The organism is Clostridium sp. SHJSY1, assembly GCF_031626875.1.
GTDB lineage: Bacteria > Bacillota > Clostridia > Clostridiales > Clostridiaceae > Clostridium.
The window spans coordinates 18,801-40,844 of the sequence record NZ_JANDMF010000048.1 but is presented as its reverse complement, the minus strand read 5'-3'; the positions used below and the strand labels follow the sequence as shown (position 1 = coordinate 40,844).

The 22,044-nt window shown below is 27.7% G+C and carries 22 protein-coding genes; 3 read left to right on the top strand and 19 right to left on the bottom strand.

Going from position 1 to position 22,044, the window contains the following annotated elements; genetic code table 11:
• Positions 1-125: 125 nt before the first annotated feature.
• The 4 genes from NNC19_RS18845 to NNC19_RS18830 are packed head-to-tail and all read right to left on the bottom strand — an operon-like array spanning position 126 to position 3,964.
• Positions 126-848 carry a glycerophosphodiester phosphodiesterase gene (locus tag NNC19_RS18845; RefSeq protein WP_310940236.1) on the bottom strand — a complete coding sequence of 241 codons (723 nt, stop codon included), beginning with the start codon at positions 846-848 and terminating at the stop codon, positions 126-128.
• Between the two features lie 56 nt (positions 849-904).
• Positions 905-2,254: an ABC transporter substrate-binding protein gene (locus tag NNC19_RS18840; protein WP_310940235.1), complete on the bottom strand. Its 1,350-nt coding sequence runs from the start codon at positions 2,252-2,254 to the stop codon at positions 905-907.
• 25 nt (positions 2,255-2,279) lie between these two features.
• Positions 2,280-3,101, bottom strand: a complete 822-nt coding sequence (locus NNC19_RS18835; protein ID WP_310940234.1) for a carbohydrate ABC transporter permease — start codon at positions 3,099-3,101, stop codon at positions 2,280-2,282.
• Positions 3,101-3,964, bottom strand: coding sequence for a carbohydrate ABC transporter permease (locus NNC19_RS18830; protein ID WP_396136458.1), 864 nt, complete (start codon positions 3,962-3,964; stop codon positions 3,101-3,103). The genes NNC19_RS18835 and NNC19_RS18830 overlap by 1 nt, the downstream gene beginning before the upstream one ends.
• Positions 3,965-4,377: 413 nt before the next feature.
• Here NNC19_RS18830 and NNC19_RS18825 point away from each other — a divergent pair, with 413 nt between their 5' ends.
• Positions 4,378-4,809 carry a CBS domain-containing protein gene (locus tag NNC19_RS18825; RefSeq protein ID WP_310940232.1) on the top strand — a complete coding sequence of 144 codons (432 nt, stop codon included), beginning with the start codon at positions 4,378-4,380 and terminating at the stop codon, positions 4,807-4,809.
• 289 nt (positions 4,810-5,098) lie between these two features.
• Complete coding sequence (locus NNC19_RS18820; RefSeq protein WP_310940231.1) at positions 5,099-5,371, top strand: hypothetical protein; 273 nt, start codon at positions 5,099-5,101, stop codon at positions 5,369-5,371.
• 401 nt (positions 5,372-5,772) lie between these two features.
• On the opposite strand, the gene lacG is transcribed toward NNC19_RS18820, so the two are convergent.
• The 12 genes from lacG to NNC19_RS18760 form a co-directional block, all read right to left on the bottom strand.
• Positions 5,773-7,173, bottom strand: a complete 1,401-nt coding sequence (gene lacG / locus NNC19_RS18815) for a 6-phospho-beta-galactosidase (RefSeq protein ID WP_310940230.1) — start codon at positions 7,171-7,173, stop codon at positions 5,773-5,775.
• A gap of 306 nt (positions 7,174-7,479) precedes the next feature.
• Complete coding sequence (locus NNC19_RS18810; protein WP_310940229.1) at positions 7,480-8,157, bottom strand: alpha/beta fold hydrolase; 678 nt, start codon at positions 8,155-8,157, stop codon at positions 7,480-7,482.
• Positions 8,158-8,393: 236 nt separating this feature from the next.
• A complete protein-coding gene (locus NNC19_RS18805; RefSeq protein ID WP_310940228.1) occupies positions 8,394-9,902 on the bottom strand; it encodes an MFS transporter in 1,509 nt (502 codons plus the stop codon).
• A gap of 328 nt (positions 9,903-10,230) precedes the next feature.
• Positions 10,231-11,832 carry a mannitol dehydrogenase family protein gene (locus NNC19_RS18800; RefSeq protein WP_310940227.1) on the bottom strand — a complete coding sequence of 534 codons (1,602 nt, stop codon included), beginning with the start codon at positions 11,830-11,832 and terminating at the stop codon, positions 10,231-10,233.
• Between the two features lie 24 nt (positions 11,833-11,856).
• On the bottom strand, positions 11,857-12,918 hold the full coding sequence (uxuA, locus tag NNC19_RS18795) for a mannonate dehydratase (RefSeq protein ID WP_310940226.1): 1,062 nt from the start codon (positions 12,916-12,918) through the stop codon (positions 11,857-11,859).
• Positions 12,919-13,033: 115 nt separating this feature from the next.
• A complete protein-coding gene (locus tag NNC19_RS18790) occupies positions 13,034-13,708 on the bottom strand; it encodes a GntR family transcriptional regulator (RefSeq protein ID WP_310940225.1) in 675 nt (224 codons plus the stop codon).
• Positions 13,709-13,946: 238 nt separating this feature from the next.
• Positions 13,947-14,249, bottom strand: a complete 303-nt coding sequence (locus NNC19_RS18785; RefSeq protein WP_310940224.1) for a spore coat protein — start codon at positions 14,247-14,249, stop codon at positions 13,947-13,949.
• A gap of 1 nt (position 14,250) precedes the next feature.
• Complete coding sequence (locus tag NNC19_RS18780) at positions 14,251-14,469, bottom strand: hypothetical protein (RefSeq protein WP_310940223.1); 219 nt, start codon at positions 14,467-14,469, stop codon at positions 14,251-14,253.
• A gap of 258 nt (positions 14,470-14,727) precedes the next feature.
• A complete protein-coding gene (locus NNC19_RS18775) occupies positions 14,728-16,257 on the bottom strand; it encodes a family 43 glycosylhydrolase (RefSeq protein WP_310940222.1) in 1,530 nt (509 codons plus the stop codon).
• 260 nt (positions 16,258-16,517) lie between these two features.
• Complete coding sequence (locus tag NNC19_RS18770; RefSeq protein ID WP_310940221.1) at positions 16,518-17,510, bottom strand: metallophosphoesterase; 993 nt, start codon at positions 17,508-17,510, stop codon at positions 16,518-16,520.
• 97 nt (positions 17,511-17,607) lie between these two features.
• Complete coding sequence (locus NNC19_RS18765) at positions 17,608-17,811, bottom strand: hypothetical protein (RefSeq protein ID WP_310940220.1); 204 nt, start codon at positions 17,809-17,811, stop codon at positions 17,608-17,610.
• Between the two features lie 183 nt (positions 17,812-17,994).
• The gene (locus NNC19_RS18760) at positions 17,995-18,654 is read right to left on the bottom strand and encodes a hypothetical protein (protein WP_310940219.1); all 660 of its coding nucleotides are present in this window, start codon (positions 18,652-18,654) and stop codon (positions 17,995-17,997) included.
• A 545-nt stretch (positions 18,655-19,199) separates the two neighbouring features.
• Here NNC19_RS18760 and NNC19_RS18755 point away from each other — a divergent pair.
• Entirely contained in the window at positions 19,200-19,520 is a 321-nt protein-coding gene (locus NNC19_RS18755; RefSeq protein ID WP_310940218.1) for a hypothetical protein, read from the top strand.
• 55 nt (positions 19,521-19,575) lie between these two features.
• Here NNC19_RS18755 and NNC19_RS18750 read toward each other — a convergent pair whose 3' ends face one another.
• The 3 genes from NNC19_RS18750 to NNC19_RS18740 form a co-directional block, all read right to left on the bottom strand.
• Positions 19,576-20,193, bottom strand: coding sequence for a hypothetical protein (locus NNC19_RS18750; RefSeq protein ID WP_310940217.1), 618 nt, complete (start codon positions 20,191-20,193; stop codon positions 19,576-19,578).
• A gap of 54 nt (positions 20,194-20,247) precedes the next feature.
• Positions 20,248-20,754, bottom strand: coding sequence for a hypothetical protein (locus tag NNC19_RS18745; RefSeq protein ID WP_310940216.1), 507 nt, complete (start codon positions 20,752-20,754; stop codon positions 20,248-20,250).
• A gap of 357 nt (positions 20,755-21,111) precedes the next feature.
• The gene (locus NNC19_RS18740; RefSeq protein ID WP_310940215.1) at positions 21,112-21,963 is read right to left on the bottom strand and encodes a transporter substrate-binding domain-containing protein; all 852 of its coding nucleotides are present in this window, start codon (positions 21,961-21,963) and stop codon (positions 21,112-21,114) included.
• Between the last annotated feature and the right edge of the window lie 81 nt (positions 21,964-22,044).

Genomic DNA, 22,044 nt, shown 5'->3' with positions numbered 1-22,044 from the left:
TTTATATGTTTTTATAAAGTAAAGACAAAAGAGATATTTTCAGGAATGAAAATATCTCTTTTGTCAACGGTCTGAAATGGCTTATCTCCCCCTATGAGATAAGCCATTATTTTTTATTATCTAAATTACATTTCTATATACCCATATAATATTTTATTCAAAGTTTCAACCTCATTTGTTATTATACTATCTACTCCTGCTTTAATAACCATTTTCATATGCTCTTCCATATTTACTGTATAAGGATTTACCATTATTCCTGCATTTTTTATCTCCTTTATATATTCTTCATTTAATATACTAGGAAAGAATGGATGATAACATTCTACTGAAATCTGCCATAAATATTCAGGGACATTTGCAAGAGTTGAACTAGTTAATGCCCCAAGTTTTATTTCCTTATCAAATTTTCTTATTTTTGAAAGACTTAAATGATTAAAACTTGAAATTATAATTCTTTCCTTTAAATTATATTCTTTAATCATATCTAAAACTTTTTCTTCTAACCCTTCATATGGTAATATACTGTTCTTTAATTCTAAATTTAACACTTTCAAATTTGATTTTGATACAAGTTCTAAAAGTTCTTTTAATGTTGGTATTTCCTCACCATTTTTAGTCTTAAATCTTTTTAGCTCAGCTAAAGTATAATCTTTCACATATCCTTTTCCATCAATCGTTCTATCTAACGTTTCATCATGAATTAAAACTAAAAATCCATCTTTAGACATTTGAACATCTGTTTCAATTCCATCAGCATTATACTCTATTGATTTCTCAAATGCTAGCATTGTATTCTCATCAAACTTCCCACTATAACCTCTATGAGCAATATTTAAAATCTTCAAAATTAATACACTTCCTTTACTTATATTATTAACTAATTTTTTTTATAAGTATAGGATTATTTATTAGCTTTATTATACTTTTCTATAGCTGAATTTATTGATTTCTCACTCTCTTCAATTGCTTCCTCTGGAGATATCTTTCCTTGAAGAACTGCTTCTATATTTGTTTCATTTTTTTGCCTTGCTTCTGGGAATACCCCAAGAAGTGCTCCCCTTGATTCAACAGGTGATGCATGCAATTGATCTATTGCTGTTTTAAATTGAGGTGTCTTTACTAAATGGTCTTTCATTTCTTGTAAATCATAAGCCTTAGTAGTTACAGGGAAATATCCTGTTTTTTCATTCCAATAAACCTGTTCTTCTGGTGATACCATAAATTTAATAAATTCAAAAGCTGCTTTTTGTTTTGTTTCATCATCTTTATTCAAAATCCAAAGGGATCCCCCACCAATTGAAACTCCACCTTTATCTTCTTTACTTATTTTAGGTAAAAATGCTGTTCCCACTTCAAATTTTCCATTTATCCCTTTTAATACAGAATTAAGACTTGCTGTTGAATCAATAAACATAGCTGTTTTTCCTGCTATGAATGCTTGCTGTGTATCATCTGTTTTTCTACCAAAGTTTCCAAGCAAGCCTTTATCATAAAGATCTTTCCACGTTTTTAATATAGTTACTCCCCCTCCATTATCCTTAAAATCTACAGCTGTTGCCTTAGAATCTCTTCCATTCCCATTGTTTGCAAAAGACTTTAACTGCTCAGCTAAAAATTGTTCAAAAAACCATCCATAAATAGCCATAGAATATCCATATTGAGTAATATTATTTCCATCCTTTTTAGTTAACTTTTCTGAATATGTTTTAATTTCATCAAAATTTGTTGGAGCTTTATCTGGATCTAAGCCTACTTCCTTGAATGCATTTTTATTATAATAAAGAATTGGTGTTGATGAATTAAATGGCATTGAATTCAACTTATCATCAACAGTATAATATGCTAAAAGATTTTTTTCTAAGGATGATGTATCATATTTATCATCATCTATAAACTTTTGTATTGGAGTTGCCATTTTAGAATCAATCATCCATCTAGTTCCAATATCATAAAGCTGCATAACATCTGGATAACTTTTTTTATCCTTTGAACTTTTTATTTTATTAATTGCATCATCATATTCACCTTGATATTGTGCTGTAACTTTAATATTACTTTTATTTTCTTTATTAAACTTATCTACCATTTCATTAATAGCTTCTCCCCCAGCGCCACCCATTGAGTGCCAAAAAACAATCTCCTTTTCTCCATTTGTATTTTCCCCATTCTTATTACTTAAAGCTCCACATCCAGATAGGGATGTAACCCCCACAAGTGCTGTAATCACTAATGATAAAATTCTTTTTTTCATAAAAACTCTCTCCATTCTTCATTTATTAACCTTTTATAGCTCCTGTAGTAATTCCATTTATAAGTTGCTTTTGACCAATTATAAAAATCACTAAGGAAGGTAAAATAATCATAATAACTCCTGCAAAAATTAGCCCTATATTTTGACTTTCCGAAAACTTAAGCATACTAATTCCTATTTGTACAGTTCTTCTTTCAGGAGCATTTGTAACAAGGAGTGGCCATAAATACTGATTCCATGTATTTAAAAAAGTATATACTCCAAGAGATGATATTACAGGTTTTGATATAGGAAGTAGTACTTTTATAAAAAACCTAAAATTGCTACATCCATCAATAGTTGCAGCTTCCTTTAACTCTTTAGGTACAGTTAAATAAAATTGCCTTATTAAAAAAATTCCCATGGCAGACACTAAAAATGGCACTACTAATCCTAAATAACTATCTGTCCATCCAAGTTTTGCTACTGTTAAATAATTTGCTATTATTGTAGATTCACTTGGAATCATCATGGTAGATAAGCTTAAAATGAACAGTAAATTCTTACCTCTAAAATTAAAATAAGAAAAAGCATATGCAGCTAAACAAGAAGTTAATACCTGTCCTAAAGTAACTGTTATAGAAACAAAAAAACTATTGAATATAAAATTTAAAATAGGAACAGTATCTAAGGCTTGTTTATAATTCTCCCAATTAATACTTGATGGAAATAGCTTAGGAGGATAGGAAAATATCTCATCTGAAGTCATAAAACTTAAGCTTAATCCATATAGTATTGGTGCTATAATTAAAATTCCAATTAGAAGATTAAATAAATATAATAGATACCTTTTTGATTTTCTTTCCATTATGAATAATAAACTCCCTTCTTTTCAAACTTTAACTGAATAGTTGTTATGATAAATATAATTAGAAACAATATTATCGACTCTGCACATGCAGTTTCAAATCTGTTATTGAAGAAGGCTTGTCTATAAATTTCATGTACTAGTACATTTGTAGAATTTGATGGACCACCTGAGGTTAATAATTTTATTTGTCCAAAGGACTGAAATGAATTAATCATATTTATAAAAACAACAAAGAATAATGTTGGAGAAATAAGAGGAAGAGTTAATCTGAAAAACTTTCTAAATCCCCTGGCCCCATCTATTTTGGCACTTTCATTAAGTTCCTCTGGAATATTCTTAAGACCTGTCAAAATAAATATAAAATTCACTCCTATATTAAGCCATACTGTAACCAAAGCTACTGAAAACAGTGCAAATTTTTCATCTGTTAACCAACCTATTTGTGCTTTTAATAAATAATTTAAAATTCCAATTGATGGATGAAATATCAACATCCAAATTACAGATGCAGTGGCTGAAGACACTGCCATTGGCATTGCAAACATAACTTCATATACCCTACTTCCTTTAAGTTTTTTAATTGCAAGAAGGGCAAGCATAAGTCCAATAACTATTGATGGTATAGCTGTCATAACTACAAATTTAAAAGTAACTATAATAGTAATAATAAATTCTGATGATGAAAATAATTCCTTGTAATTATTAAATCCAACAAATTCAGCTACTTGTCCACTTGCATCTGTTATATTAAAGCTTAGAAAAACAGTTTTAATAAACGGATAAAACATAAATATTCCAAATCCTAAGAGACAGGGAATTAAATAAAGATAAGGTTCTATTTTTTTTACAATCTTTTTCATATTTAACTTATTCAATCTTTTTAAACTAACCTTCACCATATACATACCTACTTTCTTAAGTTAACACAGGCTTTGCTTGAATTTTATTTCTCACAAGTTAAATATACCCTTTAATTATTAAAGTAATATTCCATATTTGTTAATTAAAGTTGTAAATTTGTTAATCCTTGTATCTTTTTAATTATTTTTCTCATGACATATTATTGCCACATTATGTATGTATAATAAAAAGCATAAAGTAGTTAAAACATTATTTATTCCCCCTAAAAATAGATAATGTAATATTTCACGAATGGCTATCCCCCTTAATTTAGCCATTCTTTTTTATTTTATTTCTAGTTTATATAAGTTCATTCTTATGAAAACAAATAAAAAAAATTTATTAGGGCAATATATTTTTGGAGGTGACTATCATGTTAGTAAAAGATATAATGTCAAGGGATATAGTAAGTGTAAGTTCAAACGAATCTATTGATAGAGCTGCTCAAATGATGAAACAATTTGATGTAGGTTCAATACCTGTATGTAGTGAACAAAAATTAGTTGGAATAGTTACAGATAGGGATATTACAATAAATTCCGTAGCAGCTGGTAAAAACCCAACTGAGCAAAAAATAAGTGAAGTTATGACTTCAAATCCTGTTACAGGAAATCCTAATATGGATATCCATGATGCAGCAAAAATAATGAGCAAAGAACAAATAAGAAGGCTACCTATTATTGATAATAATAGTCTTGTTGGAATTGTTTCACTTGGTGATATTTCAGTTGAACCAGCCCTTCAAGACAATGCAGAGGAAGCACTTAGACATATTTCAGAACAAGGAACAAATAACCGTTATTAAAAATAATAAAATTAATAAAAAAAGTAATAGTATTCACTTAACACAGAACTAAAAAGCAATCTTAGGATAATAAAATCATAAGATTGCTTTTTTAATGAGCATGTCCATTTTTCTTTTGTTTAAAATAATTTTAGTTGAAATAATATCTGTAACAATAATCATATACATATATTACCCAAATATGATATAATATCAAAGTAAGGAAATTTTACATAAAGTTATCCTACTTCCTAAGTTGCATGTAATCGTTATTCATCTACACTCTAATGACAATAAGGAAGTAATATTTATGTTATATTTTAACAATTTTATTCAAGAGGTAGAAATGAAAACATCTGAAATATTAAATTTATCATTGAAAGAATTTGAAAGAGAATTATCATTAATAAATCATGAGTTTGTTCAAGAAGTATACTTAAGTACAACAAGAGCATTGGTTCGCTATAAAGAAGAGGCTGAACGTTGTAAAGAAAGTGAGTATCTTGGAATTAATGAGTATTTCAATATAAACAGAGAAAACAGTGATGAATATAAAAATTTTTTAGACTCCTTGTTTAATTAAAAAGCGGTTTACAAATTATGTAACAATAGTATAATAAAAATATGCATGTTTTGCCTAAAACATGTAAATATAAATAATCGTTTTGGGATAATGCTACTCAGAAGACTGGGTAGTATTATTTCGTTATAAAACAAACTACTATATAACATATATTTTTGAAATTTATTATTTTAGCATATAAAGAGAATATTATTTTTAAGGTGAATGTAATGAAATAATACTTTAAATAATATTCTCTCTATATACTTTTAACTTATTTTAGTGATTTTGAAACTTATAAATAAACTTTTTCATCTATATTATTTACATATATTCCATTTTTATACTATGAGAATAATTTATTTTACTATAAAAATTCCAAACCTCTTGACTATCAATATCTACTACTAATACTTTTTCAATTAAATAATAGTCTTTGTTTCACTGACAAGTTTATACCAATATGCAGATGCCTTTGGATATCTCTTCTGAGTTTCAAAATCCACATAAAATAACCCATATCGTTTATTGTATCCATTCGTCCAAGAAAATAAATCCATTAAAGACCAAAGAAAATATCCTTTTACATTTACACCATCTTCAATTGACTTACTTAAAGATTCTAGATATACTCTCAAATAATCTATTCTTGGAGTATCCATTATGACTCCTTCTTCAAAATCATCCTTATACCCCATTCCATTTTCAGTTATATATATTTTATTGTAATGTGGATAATCTTTTTGTATTCTTAACAATAAATCATACATACCTTGTGGATAAATAAGCCAATCCCAATCAGTTCTTGGAATTCCCTCTTTATAAATTCTTTCTCCAATTCCCTTTACTTTATAAAACGAAGTTCCTTTATCTCCTGTTCCATTATGATGAATCATATTTTCTCCATGATATGCTTTTACAAAGTGACTATGATAATGATTAACTCCTAAATAGTCATTTCTATGAGATGCTTTTCTCATCTCTTCAAAATCTTCTTCTAAAAAATTATAACTAGCATTATTTGCCTTACATATTTCATCAAGAGCTGATATAGTTTCTTTTGAATAATATCCTAAATAAGTAGCATCTAATAAAAACCGAATAGATAAAGCATCATCAAGAAATGCTGCATGCTTGTCTTCTTCTAAATTAGAGGCTGGATATTTTGTTTCTAATGAATGAACAACACCTATTTCTCCTGAATACTTTCTATCTTTAAATAAATTTACAACTCTTGCATGTGCATACATCATATTGTGAAGACACTTAATAATTTTAGTAAAATCATATTTTATTCCTGGTGGAAAAACGCCTAAAAGATACTGATTTGTAGCTACTGGATATATTTCATTAAATGTACTCCAATATTCTACTTCCTTGAATTCTTCAAAACAAAACTCTGCATATTTTATAAAAGCCTCAACATTACCTCTATTTAAAAAGTCCTCTTTATCAAATAATACTTTTGGAGTATCAAAATGATGTAATGTAACAAATACCTTCATATTTGATTTTCTACATTCTTTAAAAATATTATGATAATAATTTACTCCTTCTTCATTTATTTCACCTATTCCAGTTGGAAAAATCCTACTCCAAGCAATAGATAATCTTAATCCATTTACACCAAACTTTTTGCATAAAGCTATATCTTTAGGATATTGGTGATAGAAATCACTTGCTGGGTCTGGACTAAATCTCCCTTCTTTCTCTAAAAAATCATCCCAAGCCACTGCTCCTTTTCCTCCTTCTTTTGTAGCCCCCTCAACCTGATATGCAGCAGTCGCTCCTCCAAATATGAAATTCTCTGGCAATTTACCCATTTTCCTCTCTCCCTTTCTAAGAAATTTTCTCTTTTCTAATGATATTTTATTACTGTATGTCAAGTATTTCATTAATATATGTTTCTTAAAAGTTTATAAATCTTGCTATTTAATATATAATTTTATTAAATAGATTTTTTATTATGTATACTATTGAGAAAGTTTTTCCAAAAAACTCCTATATTTATTTCAATTTAATAAAGTAAGAAAATTCACATGTAATTTTTCCTTCTGAATCCTCTTTTGTTCCTAGTTATTTAAATTCACTTGTTAATTTATTAAAAAAATGAAAAATAGTAAATTTTATCATTCTTTAGATACAAACCAGATTCTCAATTGATCAGTTAGATAATGAAATGTTTTTTCTAGTGTAAAAATATCATTATGAAGAGCATTATCAATTTTCTTAACTAAAAAATTAACTTTTTCAAGTTCATTACATGTAGTTATAATCTCTGGTATGTCCCTTGAACCATAGATTATCATTTTATTTTCACTATTACTTTTGCCTAGTTCTGGTAACCTTTCAATAATAGCAGTTAAATTTTCTTTAGATGATTCTTTAACCCTATATCCTCTCATATCTTTTAGAAGTTTTTGAGTTTTATCTGTAAACTTTTTATCTAATGCTGGTGATATGGCAATTGAATAATCTGCACTACTACTCAAAGCCAATCTTGCCCCCAAAGAATGTCCAATTGCTACTACTTTTTGTCCAAAATTATGACAATACTCAACTATACTCTCAACATCAACTAATATATTATCATCAAGTAAACTAACATTTTCTCCATGACCTCTTAAATCTATAACTAATGTCCTAAGACCCAGTTCACTTACACGAAAAGCTAACCCAAGCTGCTCTTCTTTGCAACCACCATACCCATGAATCACTAAAGCATTGCCAATAATATTAGCCGGTGTTAGAACAATACAAGGAATACTTATGTCATTTGCATATATGATACTTTTTTCTATATTCATATAATTTCCCCACTTAAAAATTCTTTCTATTTAAATTATAATAATAGAAAATTTCATATATTCCTTAATTCTATTAATATGCCAAAATATTTAGTCATTATTTCTTCATCCCCAATCTCATTTTTGTTTTTTCATCTTTTTAATATATACAATTCTATAATAAAAAGATGACTCACCTGATTAAATGTAATCCTAAGTCATCTTTTTTAAATTATTTATTAGATAATTACATACTTTCACATAATAGTTTCATTCCAAACATTCTCATATTTATATCCAGTAAGATTTTCAACAACTTCTCTTGTATTGTTGTCAACATCAAGTTTTGACCCACTGTTTTTTAAACGTTCAACTTCATCCACTAATATACCATGTGTCTGTTTATTAAGTTTGAAAGTTGATGAGCAAATTAACGCCATTACAAGTAATGATATGCATCCAATAGTTAAAAGTCCTGCAATAATTGATACTACTTGTGGTGATTGAGTGGCTTGTCCTTTAACAAATCCACCTTTTTCTAATACAACACCAATAACAAATGTAGCTAATGCAACACTACTTTTTCTAGTAAAAGTCATAACTGCTGCAAAAAGTCCTTCTCTTCTTTGTCTTGTAACCATCTCATCTACATCAGGAATAAAAGGGAACACATTCCATGGAGTAAACTCTAATAAGCTTCTTCCAACCTGATAAATAGTTCCTATAACAAATAATAATACAATGTTTGATCCTAAATTTCCTATATAAACTCCATAAAAAGCTAATAAACATACAATCATAATCGAATAAGACATCTTATACAAATTACCTGGCCCAATTTTTATCATTAATAATCCACCTAAAATTGTTACAGGTATCCCAATAATGCTAAGGGAAAGAATATTGGCAGCAGTAGTAGAAGAAACCCCTAAATTAAATACACAAAAATATACAAATATAGAATTAAATAAATCCTTAGCTGTAAATGAACATATATAAATTACTAAGTGTTGTCTAAAAGCTTTTATCTTCAAAGTTGAAACATAGTCACCAGCAACTTTTATAATAGTTTTAATTTGTTCAAGAAAACCTTTACTTTCATTAGAACGATTTAATAATTCTTCTTCCATTTCCACTGTAATATCTCTTTCCCATGTCACTCTATAAGATATAAATATGCATATTGCATATATAATTGCAAAAAATACTCCATTAATAAAATATGCCTGAGCATTATTATCTCCAAAATAATTAATTAATCTTCCTGGTACAAAAGTAGCTAAAAATGTACCTGTTGCAGAAATAAACATTCTTGATGCAGATAATTTAGTTCTATCATTAAAATCTTTTGTCATTTCAGCAGGTAACGTTTCCCATGGAATCAATACCATGGCAGCTATTACTTCAAACAATAAGTAAGTAACTAAATAAAATGCATAACTTCTCCCTGTTACCCACAATAATATATAGTCTGCCATTAAAGGTGCTCCAATTAGTAAGAAGAAACGACGTCTTCCAAATATTCTTCCAAGCTTAGTTTTATAAAAATTATCTGATATACTACCTATAAATAAACTTGCTACTGCATCCACAACACGAGCAATGGCAATAATAGAAGCTCCTTGAATTGGTGTTAATCCTGCAAATGTTGTATAAAAGAATAGCAAAAATGCTCCAATAATTGTAAATGCCCCACCACCCATTAAATCCACTAATCCATATCCAACACCTCTAGCTATTGTGATTTTTCTATTTTTATTAGACATATATTCTCACCTTATTTCCTAATAATTTTTAACAACGTTTTCATTTTAGATTCTATTTATATTAAGTCTATTTTCTTATTTAATATTTTTTAACTTTATCTATTTAACATCATTTACCTAGGCATACTATCACCGCTAATATAATTTAGTCCCAACCTAGGTAAAGTTGTTAATTAGAATATTTTATGTTATACTTTACTTCATAAAAATTTTCTTAGACATTATTATCATTCTTTATTTATATTATTTGGCAGAATATAATAAATGAAGAATGGTAAAAATGTTTACTTTTTTAATTAAAGATTTATATAATCTCAAATTATTCACATCATAAATATTTTTCCAAAGTTGATCTGACAGCACCAACTCCTGAAATCATTTCTTTAAAATAACCTTCTATTTTTTCTCCTAAACCTACAGAATAAAGATTTACTCCAAAAATTTCTTCATTTGCTAATATTGGTTTTAAATTATCCTCAATTAATTCCATTGAATTTAGTTTTACGTTAACTACATATTTTCTTAACTCATCTAATAATGGATCTGGACTTAATTCCATCTTATTTCCATTATCATCTATTCCCATTAAGTATCTGCACCAACCTGCAATAACAAGAGGAATATATTTTAGATCATTAGGATTCAAATCTGCTCTATTATCATAAGCCTTTATTGTTTGTCCAAATCTTATACCAACTTTTTGAGATGTATCTGATACAATTCTTTGTGGTGTATCAGGTATATAAGGATTTGGAAGTCTTACTTCAACCACTTCCTTTATAAAATCTTCAGGATTTAATATTCCTGGATTTGTAACAACTGGCATTCCTTCTTTATATCCAATTTTCTCCACAAGTTTTTTCAACTCTGGATCTTTCATCTCATCAGCTATTAAATTAAATCCAAGCAAACATCCAAAAATAGCTAAAGAAGTGTGTAATGGATTCAAACAAGTACATACTTTCATTGTTTCAACTCGTTCAACTGTCTCTCTATTGGTAAAAAATACTCCTGCATCTTCTAATGACATTCTCCCATTTGGAAAATTATCTTCTATCACAAGATATTGTGGTCCTTCTGCATTAACAAAAGGTGCTGCATAAGTATTATTTTTAGTACATACAATATCCATACCTTCAAAATCTTCTTCTAATGATTCTTTAACAGTTTTAGATGGTCTTGGTGTAATTTTATCTATCATACTCCAAGGAAATGATATTTTTTCAGTATTATTAATATATTTAAGGAAATTTTCTTCTACTAGTTCATTTTCAATCCATCTTTTTATAATTGTTTCAATTGAATTATGAAGTATTTCACCATTGTGAGAGCAATTATCCATACTAACAAAAGCAATCGGTAATTCTCCATTTTTATATCTTGTATATGCTAATGATGCAACCTTTGCCATTATACTCTTTGGATGTTTTAATCCATCTAGCAAATCATCTTCTGATATATTTTTCAAACTATATCCTTTTTCTGTTATTGTAAAACTTGCTATTTGCAATGATGGATTTGAAAATATATCTTTTAATCTATTCCATTCTTTTTCTCTTGAATAATATGCACTTAAGCCTTCACTTATACTTCCTATAACTTTTTTTTCTAAACTGCCATCTGGATTCATAATTGCTAACAAACTTAAATTATCATAAGGTTTATATATCTTGTCCATCATTTCATAATCATGTCCATCTACAGCAATAATTCCAGTATTCACTTTTCCTGAATTTAAAAGTTGTTGTTGCAATTCAGCTATAAAGCCTCTAAATATATTTCCTGCTCCAAAATGAATCCATGTAGGATTTTCTAAAGTTAAATTTAACATCCTATCTCTATCAAACTTTGGAATCTCAACTCCAGCTTTTTTCCACAAACTACTATTCTTAATACTTTCTCTATTAAGCACAATTTTGGCATTACTCATTTTTTTCACCTCTTCAAAACTATTTTATTTATTTCTTTCAAGAGAGTCCCATATTCCCCATAAGTACATAATTCCAAGTGCTCTGTCATAAAGTCCATACCCTGGTCTACATTGTTCATTCCAAATATGTCTTCCATGATCTGGCCTTACATATCCAGTAAACTCTATTTCATGGTAGGCTTTTACTATATCACATATATCTAATGACCCATCACAAGTTCTATGAGATGTTTCAATAAAATCACCATTTTCATAAATCTTTACATTTCTAATATGGGCAAAAGCAATTCTGTTACCAAATTCTCTTATCATCGCTGGTACATTATTATTAGGATCTGAGCCTAGAGCACCACTACAAAGAGTAAGACAATTATATGGATTATCAACAACCTTTAGTAATCTTGATAAATCCTCTCTATTCTTAACTATTCTTGGTAATCCAAATATTGGCCAAGGTGGATCATCTGGATGAACCGCCATCTTAATATCATTAAGTTCGGCTACAGGAATAATTTGTTCTAAGAAATATTTTAAGTTATTCCATAAATCTTCTTCTGTTACATCTTTATATGCATCAAAAAGCTTTGATAGATCCTTTAATCTTTCTGGCTCCCAACCTGGCATTGTAAGATCTGGATTAGATGCTATTTTATTTACTAATTCCATTGGATCTATATCTTTAATCCTTGCTTTTTCATAAAAAAGAGCTGTAGAACCATCCTCTGTCTTCTTAGCTAAATCTGTTCTAAGCCAATCAAATACAGGCATAAAATTATAACATATTACCTTTACCCCAACTTTAGCTAACTTTTCAATTGTCTTTTTATAATTTTCAATATATTTATCTCTAGTTGGCAATCCTAATTTGATATCTTCATGAACATTAACACTTTCAACTACATCTATGTTAAATCCATACTTATCTGCTAATTTTTTTACATTAAGAATCTTCTCCATTGGCCATTCATCTCCTGCTGGCATATCATGAAGGGCCCAAACAATTCCTTCTACTCCTGGAATTTGTTTAATTTGCTCAAGTGTGATGGTATCATTACCTTGTCCATACCATCTAAACCCCATTTTCATAGTAATATCCTCCTGTCATTTTAATTAACATTATATCTACTATATAATTTTTACATGTAGCTTTATATTTTCTACTAAGCCTCACCTCCCTTGATTAATAACATTATAGATTAATTTATTCTTTAAAATAATTAGGATAACTTTCTTTTATTTGATTCTTGTCAAAAATAACCATATTTAGATGTTCCTTCATGAAATTTTCAGCTATATCTGCTTCTTTATTTTTTATAGCTCCAAGAATTTTTTTATGTTGTGAATAGATATTATCCCAGTTAGAATTACTTGCTAACCTTAGTAATCGAATTCTTTGAAACTCTGTGCTACCATCATTAATACTATTCCATATTCTTTTTTTATTACATCCCTCAAAAATTAATTTATGAAATTCCTCATCTGCTTCAAATAACTTCTTATTATCTTGATTTTCAATATACATTTTTTGAAGTTTCAAATTCATTTCCAATGCTAATATATTTTCTGGTATAAATTCTTTGCAAGCTTCTCTTACTACAGCTCTCTCTAAATGCTCTCGTAAAAATCTCCCCTCTTCAACGGCAGATAAATCAATTAATGAAACAACTGTTCCTTTTTGAGGGTAAACGTTAACTAACTCTTCTTGAGCTAATCTAACAAGTGCTTCTCTAACAGGAGTTCTACTCACACTATATTTTTCTGAAAGTTCTTTCTCAGAAATACTAGTGCCAGGCTCAAGATATAAGTTGATAATTTCTTCCCTTAGTTTGTAATATATAGTTTTACTTGTTGTATTTTTTTTAACTTCAAAAGCCATTTACTATTCTCCTTAAATTTTATACTACCATACTTGTATGGTAGTTATGAATATTATATCATAATCGATTTCACAGTCAATACATTATTCTTTAGGCACAATATAAAATTACACCTTTAATCTAAAAAAGCCTAACCACAAGCTAGACTTTTTTATGTGCTTTTTTATGTTAATTATTAATGTTTTTCTTCATTACCTTTATTCTCTTTATTTAGTGACCATCTATAAAATATAAATCCTATTTATTTTCATTGATTACTTGTGTTGATTCATTATATGACTCAGATAACTGATTTATAGGATTCTCATATGGTTTTATCCATCCTTTACTAACATTTAATTCTGTTAAGGCAGTATGCCCTTCAACTATTTGTCCTAATGATGCTGAATAAAGTGTCCTTAATTCAGGAGTATTACTTGTTAATGTTGCATTAAGATATATATCTGCAGCTTCTTTGGCAGTAGAAAGCATACTTGACGATATAATTTCATCATTTATATTCATACTACCTTTAATAACATTTCCAATCATATTTGCCATATTATTCACCTCTTCCTGAAGTTACAACTTCATTTTCACTCATAAATTGTTGAATTCCTTTTATTCTACCTTCTGTTGCTAATATACTAGCTTCTGATTGTCTTCTTAAATCCTTATCTGTTATTAATGAGTTTACAGCTCTTTGCATTGTCAACCCATCACTTTCCATCTTTAACACTCCTGTTAATGATATGACTTCTACTTCTGAAAGTTTTCTCATGTTGGTACCTCCATATAAAATAAAATTTTAATTTTATATTATCTATTATTAGTCTGTTTATTTTTTATAGTCATGTAAATTTTTCATATATAAATAAAGTAGCATTACATCTCTATATTTAATTAGTAATATTTGTCGCTTATAGGTTTATAAATCTTACTATTTACTATAGATACTAAAAATCATAAAGAGAAAATTTTAGTAATGGACAAAATAGTGATTATGCCATAAACATAATCACTATTTTGTTCATTATTCTCATTCCTTTATAAATGAAAAATTATCTATCATACACCATTCATTAGCACTTGCATCTGAATATATCCCCACCTGACACTTCCCATTAGATACATTTATATGAGGAATTGTTATTTCACTCCATGCACCAATATTACTATTTATAGAATACTGTTTTTCTTCTCCACCAAAATCTTTAGCAAAAATATTACAAGTATTTTGACCTCCACTGCTCATTACCCAAGCTTTTAATTTATACTTTCCATTAGGAATATTAACTATATTTTGATACGTAGTAGCTTTATAATCTTGATTATACAAATGCTGCATACTAAAATTTCCTGAAGGACATGATTTTTTAACATTAATTGCATGGTTTGAATCTGAAATATTAGATGAATAAGACCATCCTGCTAAATTTGTACTAATAATACGATCTGCTTCAAAACATGGATTTAAAATATAATTATTGTGACGACCCACACTCCAGATTCCTTTTTCAGCATTAAGTTTAAATTCAGACACAGAATTAAAAACGGGAGTTTCTCCATCAAATGATAATGGACACCACTGATTATACCCTACGCCATTTCCTGCAAAATCACTCCAACGGTCACCACAAAATAGAATTGTAGTTCCTTTACTTCCTGTTACATTAGTAAAAAATCCAGTTTGCGAAACATGACTAAAATCTTTTTCTGTTCCTTGCATTACTTTTTCTTCTTCATAAGGTCCAAATATATTTTTTGATTTCATATAGTAACAGTGTGATGAATTCCAACCATGTAAATCAGATGAGCAGAAATAGTATACTCCATTGTATTTAAACATACAATTTCCTTCTCTCCCACCATTATTACTCTTATAAATTTGCGTAGCAGGTTCTACAGCCAGTCCATCTTCACTAAATGGTGCTACATATAAATATTGTCTTCCATTGGCACTACAACAAATAAGATATGATTTCCCATCATCATCAGTAAAAACAGTTTGGTCTCCTGCATGGTTATTAGCTATTCCAGGAACTGGAGATTGTATATTGTTAAATGTAAACCTTCCATTAGGAGTATCAGATGTAGCAAAAAGTTCTCCAGTTGTTTTCCCATCTTCATATTGTGAAACAAGTACATACTTATTGGTACTTTTATTGTAAAATACTCCCAAGCGCCCTATCCATGTAGGTACATGTCCAGTATTATTCAAATCTCCCTTAGTTATTATATCGTTTTCAAATTTCCAGTTAACTAAATCTTTAGATGAGTAACAAGTTACAGAATAAAAAGAAGAGTTACTATTTTTACTTATAGGTGATTCAGCATAGCTTACAGCACCATTGTACTTTACACCATACCAATAATAAGTATCATCTACTTTAAGTATTCCTCCTCCTTGTGAATAAATGGTATTACCATCTGTATCTTTCCAAAAAGTATCATTTTTAATTAATTTATTGGACGCAAATGCTTCAGTACTAGAAAAGCATGTAAATAAGGCAAAAGTTAATGCCATCATCTTAAAAACACTCTTTCCCCCCAATAATTGTTTTATCATATTTCCCCCCACCTCTTATTAATTATATTTTTTCTTAACATTATTATTTTTAAGTAACCTTTACTCATTAATACTATTCACTATATTTAAACTTTATACTAATAGCCATTATTTTTTATATTTAAGTTTAATATTAAAAGGATTAGATATTTTTCTATTATCCAATCCTTTTAATTATCTCTTTGTAAATTTTATACCTAATAAATGTAATACTTTTTTTTATATAGTAAAAACATTTTTATTTATCATAACAATTATTCTTAACTCAATTTAATAGTCTTTTCTGCAATTACATTATAGTCATTATCAGAAGTATATTGTACTCCTTGAACAACTACCTCACTATCATATACCTTAACATGCAATCCTTGAGATGCTTCCATAATTGAAGAAGTTCCAAATATTGAGGTTCCACCTAATTGATGAAAATTACTGTCACTATTATCATAGAAATTATAAGTATTAAAATTATTATGCATATGGCTAGTAAACATTATAGTATTAGTGTGTTTACTTAATAGTCCTTCAAAGTAATCACCATTGTAATCATTATAAGCACGTTCACATATACAATTTTGCCAATCAGCACCATGAATTGTTCCATGTGGTGGTTGATGGCAGAAAACAAATTTCCATCCACTATTATTTAATTTATCATCCAAATGACTTAATTGATAATCACGATTAAGATCAGCACAATCATTTTGTTCATCATATTCTAATTTGTCGGTTCCTAAGAAGAAAAAGATATTATTTTTTACATACTGCCAATCATATGACCCACTACGACTATTAGCTGTTACATCACTATCATGAGATAAAAATGACTGAATTGCATTTGTTTTTTTTGAAAATTCATTAACACTCCAATCATACCACTCTACCTCAGAAGAGTGACTAGCACTTGGTCTGAATTCATGATTACCAAAATTAAAATAAATATATGGTAATTTTTCTGAACCAGAGTTTGCATTACTTATAATACTTTGTAAAGTATCATACTGATAGTAATCATCAACTACATCTCCATTTATTACTATACATTTATCATCAAAATTATTCTTTATACATTTTAATGCAGTAGCTGTTCTTGTATTGGCATTAGTATCGCCAGATTTTACGTGGGTATCAGAAATAACATCAAAAGTATATAATCTAGTTTTAGCAGATGCTGAAATTGATACTCCAATCATTAATCCTATAATTGTAGTAGTTGTAATTAAAAGTTTTGATAAAATTTTATTTTTTTTCATTTTTATCCCCCATTATTGTTAAAGCAGTACTGTTTTCAAATTATTTCATCCTAGAACATATATATATTAACATAATATTCAATAACGTTCAAAATTTTCATAAACTTCGTCTTTGATAATTAAACATTTCTGGTTTTTCTGCAACTAATTCTATATACCCACATTTAGGACAAACATAGGTATCAACAAGACAAACTTTAGCATTCAATCCTTTATTTAATTCCTCTACTTGAGCATACTCACCTGCACTAAACTTAGCCTTGTTCATTACAATATTGCATCTTATACATTCTCTTTCCATATAAATTACTTCCTCTCAATTCATTATAGTCTAAATTTAATGTTTACTATATATTATAGGTTTAAAAGTAAAAATTATTATGAAGATAATGAACATTTTTCTTTTTATATCTTTTATATTCATGTTCACAAATTAAAAAAGAACCTAGTATAACTTGTACTAAGTCCTCTTAATATATTAACATTATCTAAGTTTATATTTACTAAGTTCCTCAAGAAATCTATGCTCAGCTTTTTCTTTTAATTCATTAAAATTTCCTTTTTTAGTTAGTTTATAAATAACAATATTCTGTTCTCTATTTAATATTTTTTCAATATCAAGTACATATACTGTTAATTCATCTATTTCTAATGTATCAATAAGATTGTCAATATTATCATTAGATGAATTTATAGCAATCTTTCTATCTTTAAAATATAATTTTATAAATGCATTACTTTTTTCAAACTTATGCCCCACTAAAATATTTTTAGGGAATTCTAAAACAGAATCTTTATATTTATTTCTATCCTCATTCAATTTATACTTAGGCTCTATCATTTCTAATAAATATATAAATGGTGCGATGAGATAATAACTTTCTTGATGATACTCTTTTAATGCTTCTTTTAATCTATGCTGTCCTTCCCCACTTCTGTCAACAATATCATGCAAAACATCTGCTTTAATATTCTCTTCTATTAAGTATTTTTTTACATCTATTATCTTTTCTTCTATACAATATTTCAATAATGCTTTATAGTCATCTTTGTGAATTGCTCCTCTGTTATCGTTATATAACTTTTGATAATCAAAGTCATTTTCTAAATTTAATTCATCCTTTACTATTCTTTCTATACTCATAAATATCCCCTACCTTCACTAATAATTTTATACCAGTAAAAGGAAATAAACAAGCATTATAACTTCATAAACATCTCTATGTTTTAACAATACATTAGTTAAAATTTTAATATTCATAATTGATACTGTTTCATATGTTTGTCCATGTGCTGATATACTGTATATCTAGACATTAATACTGTTTTATTCCTTAAAAAACAGAAATGGATATTTTTATTATAGTGTCTTTCTTTTTTAGTTTTAATTCAATAAATTTTTTTATAATATCTTATCTACCCTTTCAATAAAAAAATTAAAAACAAGGTAGCAAATAGATTTTACACTACTTACTACCTTGAAACTAAAAGGAACCATACTAATGTTAAGCTCATATATATTATGTTACATTTCTAATGATTTATACTAAGCATTCCTCTGTTATTTAACCTAAGTACATACCAATTTAATGAAACATAAAAATCATAACTATCTTAAGTATAATTAGAAATAAAGTATGGAATAATATTATATTTATTACACAATATATATGAAAGGTGGTCTTATTTATGAAAAAATCTTTTTTTGCATTTTTAATTTTACTAATCTTATCATTTAACATAATGGGAGCAACTAATCCTATTACATCAAATGTATTTAAAGAAGGAATTTACAACTTAAGTGATTTTGAAGCCATTCTTAAAGATAAAATTTATAAAGTTCAGAATGTATCTACAGATAAAAACGCTTATGTAATTATTTTTGATGATAACTTAAAGACACTTCAATCTATAATACTAACCCCACAGTCTATAAAATATGATGTAACCCCATTAAAATCTAGTTACAAAGTAGTAATAGTTGGTAATGGAGAAGTATATTTTTCATAATACAAAAAAAGCAGTAACTAAGATTTTACTCCTAACCACTGCCTTCCAAGATAATTTAATCTACTAGATTAAATGTAAAGTCATCTGTATAAGTAATATAATTTGAATTGTAAGCTCCTATACAACTCACTACAATTCTATGATTACCATTAGCTAATGAATTAATTATTGACTCATCCAAAGTTATAAATTCCATACATCTTTTATTCATATCTACATTATCATATGAAGCTTTAGCAACTAAAGCATTTTCTATCTGAACACCATCTATAGTGACCCCTGATACATTTCCATAACCACTCATCCAAGTTAATATAGTTATTGGAAGATTACTTTTGTGAACTATTTCATTACTTATCTTATGAACTGAACCATGTTCAATATATGAATCAATAGCAAATGTTTTTAAATCATTCCTAATTGCTGGAGTAGTAATTTCTCCAGGTAATGGAATAGTTACCTTCCCACTGCTAGGGCTTGGATAATATTGTGTTTTAAAATTTATATCATCCAAAATTTTATTCATTCTCATTTGTGCTGTTTTCATAGCTTGAGCTGCTCTGGATATAGTATCAAATGAACCTAATGCTGATACCCTAGAAACAGAAGTTATACCTATTATTACACCAATCAATAAACATGATAGAGATTTTATTATTATTTTTCTTTTCATAATGTTCATATCCTCCTTGTACACATTTTATATTACAATTAATGTTTAAATGAACTAAGCAACAATTACTCTGATAGAATCAAAATATTTAGTCCCATTAACTGTACAATAAAGTTGAATAGTATGTGCCCCTTTACTTAAAGTTGAAACAGCAACATAATTATACCATGATGAGCTATTTGAATCAGCTGCTTCTGTTCCTGCTATAAAAAATACAGCTTTATTTTCTCCAATGGAATAAAAATCAGATTCACTATAAACTTGAGTTATATCACTTCCATCAACTTTAACTTCATTGATACTTCCTATTCCTTTTTGGTATGTCTCTATTGTTAAAGGAAAATAATCCTGAGATATAGTCCCAACTTGATTCCTAGAATATATATCAGTATTTAAAGCATCACTATATAAAGCTACATAGAAAGGTTGGGCTAATAGAGAATAAGTTGAAGTTATAGGTTCAGATTTAATATTATTTGATACAACAGACGCTTTTACTGGTAAATTAACTCCTATTAGCAGATATAATACCAGTAAAATAGATGCTACTTTTTTTAACATAAGATCACCTCTTCTAATTTTTATACTTATTTTTACACAAATGTATTTTTTATTCAATACAATATGCATAAGACCCTATATTTAATACTTGGATTAAATGTTTTACTGCAATATATAGTACTCATTCCTTATTTTACTTATTTCAGGAACTATGTAAATTTCATCTTTTGTCACACAAATTTATCTAAAAAGCAAAAAGGACAACAAAGATTTCTCTTCATTATCCTTATATATTTACTCTAACTTCTCAACTATCTTATCCACTTTTTGTTATATATCAGTTATTTTAACTAACTCATTAATAATTTACTTCCTGTATCTGCAATTATCAAAATTATAAATTAAAATTAAATTACATTATGGAATATAATTATATCTAAAACCATACTTAATGATTATCTGATATATTGTTCCATCATTCTTCATCTCTTGCAATTTCTCATTAATTGCTTTTAACAAAGTTGTATCTTCTTTTTTTAAAACATACGCCAATTCACCTTTAATCTCTGGTTTATATTGAAATGGCGATAATAACTTCAGGTCTAATTTAGAACTTTTTAAAAGGTAATTTTGTTGTGATATAATACCAATCAACATAGCTTGAACTATTTTATTTTCGAAGGCTTTTTGTAAAGAATTAACATCATTAAAAACTCTATAATCTTTTACTATCCCTTGTTTTTTCCATTCTTCAGCTATAGATGTAAATTTTGTACCTCCAACTACACCAATAATCGCATTCTTTAGATCTTCTTTACTATTTATATTTGAATCTTTTTTAGTAACTATTCCATCTTCGTCAAAATAAATTGGAATAGTAAAGTTTACCAATGGTTTACGCTCATCTAATATAAACATTCCCTGTGCTATTAGATCAACTTCTGGATTACTAATTAAACTTTCTAATAAACCATCAAATAAAACATATTTCACTTTCACTTCTTTAATTCCTAAACGCTTAGCTACCTCTTGTATAATCTCTGCATCAGTCCCTCTAAATGTATTAGTTATAGGATCTCGATAAGAAAAAGGTTCAAAATTACTTGATAATACTGTTAATACCCCTTTCTCTTTTATTTTTTGTAATCTATCTACTTCTTGTGTTTTTATCTTATTTTCACTGGGTACTTGTACTGAAGCATGTGCTATATTAATTGTAAGATTTAATGTAATAACTAAAGTAACTATAAATTTAAAATATTTCTTCAATTAAATTTCTCCTTGTTTAAAATTTTTTTAATTAATAATATTATTCTTCATCTATATTCTTAAAATACACTAAAAATATTT